This is a genomic window from Microcystis sp. LEGE 00066 (assembly GCF_015207925.1).
GTDB classification, from domain to species: domain Bacteria; phylum Cyanobacteriota; class Cyanobacteriia; order Cyanobacteriales; family Microcystaceae; genus Microcystis; species Microcystis ichthyoblabe_A.
In genome coordinates, this window is record NZ_JADEVX010000167.1 from 1 (window position 1) to 9,331 (window position 9,331).

Genomic DNA, 9,331 nt, shown 5'->3' on the forward strand with positions numbered 1-9,331 from the left:
GCCATTTTTGGTGCTTTACTGTTTCTCAAATGCCTTTTTTCGCTCCTTATGTTTATTTTTATGCTCACTTTGATTTTTTCTCTCCGTAATTTCTCTCTGTGACAGCTTAGGGTGCGGAATGTGGGTTACAATGATAAGGCTTTGCTGAAAGCTGACGGCTAGAACCCACACTAGATATAATTCTTTACGCAACAACTCTTGACTTTTGAATCCACTTATGACCGTGACTCCCCAAGCTCCTCCGAAAACTCGCCGCGTGGTTTTTCCCTTCACCGCTATTGTCGGCCAGGAAGAAATGAAATTATCCCTAATGCTCAACGTCATCGACCCCAAAATTGGCGGGGTGATGATTATGGGGGATCGAGGTACGGGAAAATCGACCACAATTAGGGCTTTAGTCGACCTTTTACCAGAAATTGACGTAGTTGCTAACGATCCCTTTAATTCTGACCCCAATGATCCCGATTTAATGAGCGATGAGGTGCGGCAAAAGGTGGACGAGGCCATCCCCTTGACCGTTGCCAAGAAAAAAGTCACTATGGTAGATTTGCCCCTCGGTGCGACGGAGGATCGGGTCTGTGGCACGATTGACATCGAAAAGGCCCTATCAGAAGGGGTAAAAGCTTTTGAACCGGGTTTGCTGGCCAAAGCTAACCGCGGCATTCTCTATGTGGATGAAGTCAATTTACTTGACGACCACCTCGTCGATGTGCTATTGGATTCGGCCGCTAGTGGTTGGAATACGGTGGAACGGGAAGGAATTTCCATCCGTCACCCGGCCCGGTTTGTTTTGGTGGGATCAGGCAACCCAGAAGAGGGAGAATTGCGCCCACAACTGCTCGATCGCTTCGGAATGCACGCCGAGATTCACACAGTCAAAGAACCACCTCTACGGGTCAAAATCGTGGAACAGCGTGCGGAATTTGATGGTAATCCGATCTCGTTTTTAGAGAAATACAACTTAGAACAGGAAGAACTGCAAAGAAAGCTCGTGAAGGCTCAGAATCTTTTGCCTTCCGTGGAGCTTGATTATGAGCTGCGGGTGAAAATTTCCGAGGTTTGTTCCGAGTTGGACGTGGATGGATTGCGCGGCGATATCGTTACCAATCGCGCCGCTAAAGCTCTGGCCGCTTTGGAAGGACGGACAACTGTGACGGTAGATGATATCCGTCGGGTAATTGTTCTCTGTTTACGTCACCGTTTGCGGAAAGATCCCTTAGAATCGATCGATTCTGGTTATAAAGTCTTGAAAGCTTTTAATCGCGTCTTTGGATTAGAGGAAAATTCCTAAATCTAATTCACCCTCTCTGCGAAGAGAGGGTTTTTTAATAGTCAAAAGTGATGAAAGCATTATTTTGACCTCTGACTGGGAGAATTTTAATCGCTTTTTTCCTTTTACTTAGATATTACAGCGTTTGTGTTAAAGATCAAGTATGATCTGACAGGGCATCGTCTCGGAGTATCCCGACTCCCCAAAAGGAAAACTTCGTATCTGACCATTAAGATAACTGCTAAGTACCTAAGCAAAATTAATTACACATATCTAACCACCTCTTGCCTTTTGCCTTTTGCCTATCTTCCCTAGGAAATTTATTTTACACGACTACTTATATGTCTCGTCCTGTTGTTTATTTTGCCGTTACTAATCATGGTTTTGGCCATGCTGTCCGCAGTGCTTCGGTGGTAGCTAATATTATTGAACTTAATCCCGAAATTTTGCCGATATTAGTCACCACTGCTCCGCGCTGGTTATTAGATTCCTATATATCTGGAGAATATATTCAAAGACATCGGGGTTTTGATGTGGGGGTAATCCAATCGGATAGTTTAACGATGGATAAATTAGCTACCAAAGAAAAATTAGAACAAATAATTGCTCAATCAAGGGCAATTATTGCCAGTGAAGTTAATTTTATTAAAACTAATCGTGTGGGTTTAGTTGTGGCCGATTTACCGCCTTTAGCGGCACTAATTGCCAAAAGTGCGGGGCTTCCTTGTTGGATGATTGGTAACTTCGGTTGGGATTTTATCTATCGTGATTGGGGTGAAGAATTTGCCAGTATTAGTGATTGGATTAGTGGTTGTTATAATCAATGCGATCGCTTGTTTAAACTGCCTTTAGCGGAAGAAATGACAGCATTTCCTCACGTTACAGAAGCAAATTTAACCGGGGGGACACCCCGCTATAGTGAAGAACAATTGCGACAGGAATTTAAGCTAAATGCCCCCAAAGAAAAAACTATTTTATTGAGTTTTGGTGGGTTAGGATTAGAAGCAATTCCATATAATAATCTCGCCAGTTTTCCCGATTGGCAATTTATCACTTTTGAAAAAAACGCGCCCGAATTGCCCAATTTAGTCCGCTTACAGGATAAACCAGATCGGAGCTATCGTCCTGTGGATTTTATGCCCCTGTGCGATCGAATTATTTCCAAACCGGGATATAGTACCTTTGCCGAGGCTTTAAAATTAGAGGTGCCGATTGTTTCCCTAATGCGAGAAGGTTTCGCCGAATCAGCGATTTTATTGGCTGGAATCCAAGATTATAGTTATCATCAAATCATTAGCAGTGAAGAATTTTTTCAAGGTAATTGGGACTTTTTACGCCAAGCCCCCCAACCGCCCAGATTAAAGGTTAAACTGCCTAAAGATGGTGCAGAATCGATAGCGAGAGCTATCGTAGAATACTTTGAGAGGTAATAGTAATGATTAACTTAGCCAATTTAACCTCTGATTATTAAGTAGGTAGGCATTAAAAATTATCAGACACCCCCCTTATCAAGGGGGATTAAGGGTAGGGGCAGGGTAGCTCAGAGGCAAAATCCATCTTCAATTTAATTGTAACTACTTAGGGTCTGCTGAAAAAGTTTTTCCTGGGGGTAGCAGTCAGGAGTCTCCGAGTCAGTAGCCGGTCGTTTCAGGCTTTGTTGCCCTTGTTTTTTTGTACCAATCGATGTACTACAAGAAGGATAATGCAAGGTTTTTGAAAGTCCCTATCCTATTTTCGCAGCATGAACATCGGACTTTAACAGGTCAAAAGCTTTATTTTAAAAGGGTTTTACCATTATTCAGCAGACCCTACTTACTTAAGTTAATTTCCTCCAAATTTTTGCGGCTCTCTTGTCTTTTTTGTGATAGGTTTTAGCGCTCGAATCTGTCTTCCTCTCTCTGTCCTTTGTACCTTTGTGGTTTATCCCCAAGAGAGCCTTTTTCCAGTCTATCCCTTCGGTGAGAAAAATAAGAGCGGAAACCACAGTTGATGAAGAATATCTTCATTAATCCGACGCACTGCTAACCATTCCAACATATTAGAACGATGGGAGGTAGCCACTGCGATCGCACTTATATCATTTTCTTCTGCTGCCGTCAAAACTTCTAATACAGGTGTTCCTAATCGCACTTCGCTCTGTACTTGCAAACCGAGTTTTTCTAGTCGCGCTTGCACCGATTCTAGTTCCCGACGGGCATCATTTAAACGGTATTCGGTGACACTGGGATCGCGACTGATATTTTCCACTACCCGGAGGAGAAGACATTGCTCAAAAGAGCCAGGGGCGCGGGTTTGAGCGTATTTTTCTATCTGTTCAATTAGATAAATTGCGTCGGGACTGCCATCGTAGGGAATTAATAAATGTTTCCAGAGATGCTGACAGCGCAGGGCCAATTCATCGCGAGTATAAACTGATAATAATTGCGGTCGGAAAATCAGCAGCGGAATATCGGTAATACCTGCGATCGCTAAACTGGTACTACCGAATAATTTTTCTTGGACAGCACCGCGCATGGGATTTCCCATCAAAATCACGTCAATAGAGTGATGCGCGAGGATTTCCCGCACGGCATCCACGGGACGACGGTTAGAGATTTCGACAATAACTGTCATACCGTCGGGAATATTTGCTAAAGCTGGAGATAATTTTTCTTTGGCCGCGTCAATTTTTGCTTGATCTACGGCAGCTAGGGTGGGTTGTTCCCAAACCGGAATACTGTGGAGGAAGATAACTTGTTTTAAGCCGCTCAGGGCTAAGTGTGGCACACAATGGACAAGACGATGGAGACCATCGAAAAGATCTGTACAGATCAAAGCGCGCTCGAACATAAATTAACCCCTAGCAATTCGGTTATTCTTCCCTAAGAATAGCTAAAAAGGTGAAGAAATGCGCCCCGCATCCCTAGCTCGTTTCCGCAGAAACCCAGCTGGAGAAAGAGGTCGCCCGCAGGGGTGAAATGAGTTACTGGGGGGCCCAGGGATTAGAATCTAGACCCCACTGGTGTTTGAGAAAAGCTTTGTACATATTTTCTCTGACCATCATTTGTTCGTAGAGCTTGATCAGGAAGTCCTGCGCTTGCTCCTGACTCATTTTTTCTACCTGAGTCTGAAAAGAACGAATGTTGAACTGTTGTTCTAAGGAAAGTTCGATCGGTTGAGACATGGTGTTCCTCCTCAATGAAGACAGTGGTTGATCACAAGCGAGATGGGTGATTGGTATCACCTCTTTTCTTTAACTAATGTAACAAATACTTGACAAAGTGTCAATGTATCTGTAGAGAGGGTTTTGCTTTTTCCCTCCCGTTAGCTAGGATACCCCGCCGCCAGAAGGAAAGAAGCATATAATGATACATTTAGCAAGAGTTTTCATAAAATTTTGCTTACTGTGAACAAATACTTAAGTATTTATACTTAGGCAGCCCAGAGCGAGAGAAAATATTTGACAAATTGTGTAAACATTCTGTAATAATCGAAAAGAGCGACATAAATCGGGTAAGTTGAATGGTTAGGCCTGTTAAAAGCTAAAAACGTAACCCCTAGATCCCGTCCCTCTCGTTGAAATCGTTAAGGATAGTCAAAATTGACGGACACAGCCGCTATCGTGCAGAAACTACAAGCTTATCGCTGGGAAACATCCTCCTTAGCTCTGTTTGCCTTAAAAAAATCAGCATACAGGCACGGAATGTCGCACAAGTTTTTACCTAAAATGTCGGATGAATGCCCCGCTACATTTTTCGACAAGATACTCAGCTTGGCGGGGGATGAAATCCGACCAGAATATCAACCGCAGAGCATCGGTTTAATTCCACCATCTGTGGGTAAACTGTGTTATAATTAACTTAGCCAAGGGTCGAGGATTGTTAGATGCTAGTCGTAGAAGCAAAGCTAAAAAACGGAACACCAGAGCAATATCACCGGCTTGATGAAGCTATCAAAACTTCTCAGTTTGTGCGTAATTCGTGTGTTCGTTATTGGCTGGACAATCAAGGGACAACCCGCAATGATCTCCAAAAACTTTGCGCGGTACTAGCTAACAATAAAGAGACACCATGGGTTAATAAATTAAACTCTCAAGCTCGTCAATCGGCTGCTGATAGAGCCTGGCAATCAATTAATAGATTTTATCAGAATTGTCATGCTAAGATACTGGGAAAAAAGGGTTTTCCTCGGTTCAAAAAACATAACCGTTCGGTTGAATATAAACTAACAGGATACAAACTATCAGATGATCGACGTAAAATCAAGTTCACTGATGGCTTTAAAGCAGGAGAATTTGATTTATGGTGTAGTCAAAAGACCTTAGTTTATTATTCAGAGCAACAGATTAGACGGGTAAGAGTTATTAGACGTGCTGACGGTTATTATTGCCAGTTTCTGATTGACGTAGAACGGCAAGAATACCATAAACCGACGGGACAAATAACAGGAATTGACTTAGGGTTAAAAGAGTTTTATACTGACGCTCAAGGCAATGCTGTAGAGAATCCACGTTATTTAAGAAAGTCAGAAAAACGACTGAAAAAAGCACAACGACGATTATCGAAAAAGTTTCGTCAAGGAAACAAACAGTCTAAAAACTATCACAAGCAACGGATAAAAGTAGCTAAACTTCACTTGAAAGTATCAAGACAACGTAAAGACAAAGCAATTAAAGACGCTTTGGCGTTAGTCCAGTCTAATGATCTGGTAGTCTATGAAGCTTTAAAGGTAAGAAACTTAGTCAAAAACCGTAAGCTGGCCAAGTCGATTTCTGATGCTTCTTGGTATCAATTCACTCAATGGTTGAATTATTTTGCCAAGATTTATCGGATTGTCTGTGTTGCTGTGCCGCCGCATTTCACTTCTCAAGATTGTTCAGTTTGTGGGACGAGAGTGCAAAAAACATTAAGCACTAGAACTCATCAATGTCCTAACTGTAAAACAGTCTTAGATAGGGATCATAATGCAGCAATAAATATTCTTAAAAAAGGGTTACAATATTTGGGAAATTATCTCAACGGTACTGTTGGGCAAACAGAAACCGACCCAAACGCCTTGGGAGAGTCCGGCCTCTGGATTCTTAATGGAGACATTGAGAATCTAAGCTGTCTCGTTGAACAAGGAATTTCTAACAGCAATGTGGAAAGAATCCCCCGTCACAGCGTAGCTTGACGGGGGGAGTATGTCAAATCACCCTATACTTGGAGGAATCCATCATGTCCGTTCGTCTATACGTTGGTAATTTACCCAAAGAATCCGTCGAGCGCGAAAAATTACAGGCGCTTTTTGCCGATGAAGGGGATACGATCACCACTAAAGTCATCAAAGACCGCAAAACCGGCAAATGTCGCGGTTTTGCCTTTGTTACCGTCCCTAGCGATGAACTAGCTGACCAGTTTATCGAAAAATACAACGGTCAATCCTTCATGGAAAACCCGATCAAAATCGAGAAAGCTCTCCCCCGCAGCAAGGGAGGTAAAGAAGAAGGAGAAGAAGCAGAAGGCCCAGAGTCCAGCGTAGAAACCCCGGAAAAAGTCGAAAGACCGACTCCGAAACCGACGACGGCAGCACCGCGCAAATCCAGTGGTGGTGGTGGCGGCGGCGGCAAAAAACGCAAGGCTGAACGGGGCGGCAATAATGCCCCGAAAGTTACCGGCGATGGTGACGCTTTACAGCCAGATCCCCGTTGGGCCAATGAATTGGCTAAACTCAAGGAAATGTTAGCAGCTCAGGCCACTAATCCCTAATTCCATTGACAAGAGGGCAAGGGATAGCCGATAACTAAGAGGTTCAAAACATCGCTTTTAGGAATGTGCATCATGACAGCAATCGATCCAGTCATTATCATGAAACAGGAGGTCGGTAAGGCCGCCGCTAATCTAGTTCAATCTAATTCGGTCGTGGGATTGGGAACTGGTTCAACGACGGCCTACGCGATCGAATATCTCGGTGCTAGACTGCAAAGCGGGGAAATCAGCAATATTGTCGGGGTTCCCACTTCTTTTCAAGCGCAGGTTTTGGCGAGGAAGTACGGAATTCCCCTCACTACCCTCGATGTCATCGTGAAGATGGATATCGCTATCGATGGGGCCGATGAGGTGGATCCCCAGAAAAACCTGATTAAAGGTGGCGGTGCTGCCCATACTCAGGAGAAAATTGTCGATAGTCTCGCCGATATTTTCGTCGTGGTGGTGGATGGCAATAAGCTGGTGGATAAGTTGGGATCGACTTTTCTTTTGCCGGTGGAAGTGTTACCCATGGCCATGACTCCGGTGATGCTGAAATTAGAGGCCCTCGGTGGTAAACCTTCCCTGCGCATGGGAGTGAAAAAAGCCGGCCCCGTGGTGACAGATCAAGGCAATTTAGTTATCGATGTTAAATTTGATAGTATCGATGATCCGGCTGATTTGGAAAGAACTATTAATAATATGCCGGGGGTTTTAGAAAATGGTTTATTTGTCGGGGTTGCTGATCTGATTCTCGTCGGTGAAATTATCGACGGTAAGCCGGTAGTCCGCGAGATTAAGTAGGCTTAATTATCCTGAAGCTAATAGTGAAACAGGCCGCAGGCCTGTTTTATTAAGTAGTTAGGTGTTAAAAACTGTCAGATACCCCCCTTAATAAGGGTAGGGCTATTTCATTCTCAAGAAAAAAAGGAGAAATACGGCGAGAAACGAAATTTTAGCGACCTAAAGACAATAATTGGGAGATGCTGATTAAGCTTTTCACCATCGACAATATACCTTTTGCGAACAGGAAACGCTATAGTCAAGCTAGTTTTTGGAAAATTACGATCAAATATAGTCTGGAAAAATTAACTTTTGATTCAGCTTTTCGAGAATTTATTGAGTCACAAATTCAGAGCAATGATTAGCAAATTCTACCCCTCAATTTACTACATTTTGAACGAGTAGCGCAATTGCCTGTTCAGCATTTTAGTAGATATGTAGGGGGTAAGTTCGGTTACATTACAATATAGACGGTCACTGACCCCGACGCTCTAAAAACTCTTTGTCGAAGATGATTATTTAATCTTTCAATAGGATTAGTTTGACCAGTTTCTTTACTGTCTCTTACGGTTTCCGTAGCGCCGCTAGAACCACTGAGAACAGAGGAGATCACTTTTCTGCAATTCCTGTAAACGGTTGAATAAAACCATCCACACCGACAAAGGAGGTGAGGGGCGACCAGTTTAAAATATCCTCTAAAATTGATTGATAGCCTTGCACATTGGGATGAAGTCCATCTTCCATTAATCTTTCTTGGCACCACAGATCACCCCGGTCCATCCAGAGATCAAATAAATCGAGATAGGGAATATTTTGCTCTAGACAAGCTTGTTTAGTGGTTTCCTTAAAACTATACTGATCGCCATGGTTGAAGTAAAAGCAATCTAAAAAGGGCATTTTCCGCTCATCCACGGGAATCATACCTATAAACAAAACCGGGCAAAGAGAACGGGCCCGGGTGAGTAAATGTTCGATTTGAGTTTGAAAAAGATCGTGATCGGTATAAGTACGACCATCGGGCCGGCCTAAACGGGCTGTATCATTAACACCGACGGAGAGAAGAATCAGATCGGGGAGACGATTGCGAATTTCCCCCCTGAGACGAAATTCCTGTTCTAAACGTTCGGACACTTGTACCACTCGATCGCCGCGAATCCCCAAATTATACAGGGCATGACCGGCACTTTCCATCCACAAACGACGTAGGCGCTCGGCCCAACCGCCACCCACGGGGTCGCCATAGCCATACACAAGGCTATCACCTAAAGCGACGATTTTGAGGGGATGGGTCATGATTAGGGCTTTGTCTTTAGTAGGTAAACGAGAAAGAGTTTGCATGATCGCTCGATCGAATCGGTTGTCCTTTACACTTATAAACGAATTTGGTTAAACTGTCCGTGTATTATACTACATTAAAAATTTTTTCCTGCCAGTTAACTTATCTGACAGCAATTCTCATTTTGAAATAAATAGAGCATTAACCCCGATTTTGGCATGGGCATATAGTACAAAGTAACTATTTTTGAGGAGAGGCGATCACCCAAAAAAACAGTTGGCTGGACAAATTAAGTAT

General features: G+C 43.3%; 10 protein-coding genes. 6 read left to right on the top strand and 4 right to left on the bottom strand.

The features are described 5' to 3' along the window. Positions 1-217: 217 nt before the first annotated feature. Both bchI and IQ224_RS18540 read left to right on the top strand, forming a co-directional pair. Positions 218-1,291, top strand: a complete 1,074-nt coding sequence (bchI, locus tag IQ224_RS18535; RefSeq protein ID WP_194033336.1) for a magnesium chelatase ATPase subunit I — start codon at positions 218-220, stop codon at positions 1,289-1,291. A gap of 320 nt (positions 1,292-1,611) precedes the next feature. Further along, positions 1,612-2,700 (top strand): hypothetical protein, encoded by a 1,089-nt coding sequence (locus IQ224_RS18540; RefSeq protein ID WP_002747281.1) that lies wholly within the window; start codon positions 1,612-1,614, stop codon positions 2,698-2,700. A gap of 517 nt (positions 2,701-3,217) precedes the next feature. On the opposite strand, the gene IQ224_RS18545 is transcribed toward IQ224_RS18540, so the two are convergent. Together IQ224_RS18545 and IQ224_RS18550 are read right to left on the bottom strand one after the other, a co-directional pair. Continuing rightward, positions 3,218-4,099 carry a universal stress protein gene (locus tag IQ224_RS18545; RefSeq protein WP_194033337.1) on the bottom strand — a complete coding sequence of 294 codons (882 nt, stop codon included), beginning with the start codon at positions 4,097-4,099 and terminating at the stop codon, positions 3,218-3,220. A 133-nt stretch (positions 4,100-4,232) separates the two neighbouring features. Beyond that, entirely contained in the window at positions 4,233-4,433 is a 201-nt protein-coding gene (locus IQ224_RS18550; RefSeq protein WP_002739006.1) for an NblA/ycf18 family protein, read from the bottom strand. A gap of 417 nt (positions 4,434-4,850) precedes the next feature. Between IQ224_RS18550 and IQ224_RS18555 the strand changes: the two genes are divergently transcribed. From IQ224_RS18555 to rpiA, 4 genes are all read left to right on the top strand, one after another. After that, a complete protein-coding gene (locus IQ224_RS18555; RefSeq protein WP_002747277.1) occupies positions 4,851-5,108 on the top strand; it encodes a hypothetical protein in 258 nt (85 codons plus the stop codon). A 26-nt stretch (positions 5,109-5,134) separates the two neighbouring features. Beyond that, a complete protein-coding gene (locus tag IQ224_RS18560; protein WP_002747275.1) occupies positions 5,135-6,421 on the top strand; it encodes an RNA-guided endonuclease TnpB family protein in 1,287 nt (428 codons plus the stop codon). Between the two features lie 44 nt (positions 6,422-6,465). Beyond that, positions 6,466-6,996, top strand: a complete 531-nt coding sequence (locus tag IQ224_RS18565; protein ID WP_002747273.1) for an RNA recognition motiffamily protein — start codon at positions 6,466-6,468, stop codon at positions 6,994-6,996. 72 nt (positions 6,997-7,068) lie between these two features. Continuing rightward, positions 7,069-7,779: a ribose-5-phosphate isomerase RpiA gene (rpiA, locus tag IQ224_RS18570; protein ID WP_002747271.1), complete on the top strand. Its 711-nt coding sequence runs from the start codon at positions 7,069-7,071 to the stop codon at positions 7,777-7,779. Between the two features lie 433 nt (positions 7,780-8,212). On the opposite strand, the gene IQ224_RS18575 is transcribed toward rpiA, so the two are convergent. Together IQ224_RS18575 and IQ224_RS18580 are read right to left on the bottom strand one after the other, a co-directional pair. Then, positions 8,213-8,371, bottom strand: coding sequence for a hypothetical protein (locus IQ224_RS18575; protein WP_002738827.1), 159 nt, complete (start codon positions 8,369-8,371; stop codon positions 8,213-8,215). Then, a complete protein-coding gene (locus IQ224_RS18580; RefSeq protein WP_002747267.1) occupies positions 8,368-9,096 on the bottom strand; it encodes a GDSL-type esterase/lipase family protein in 729 nt (242 codons plus the stop codon). The genes IQ224_RS18575 and IQ224_RS18580 overlap by 4 nt, the downstream gene beginning before the upstream one ends. Positions 9,097-9,331 lie beyond the last annotated feature (235 nt).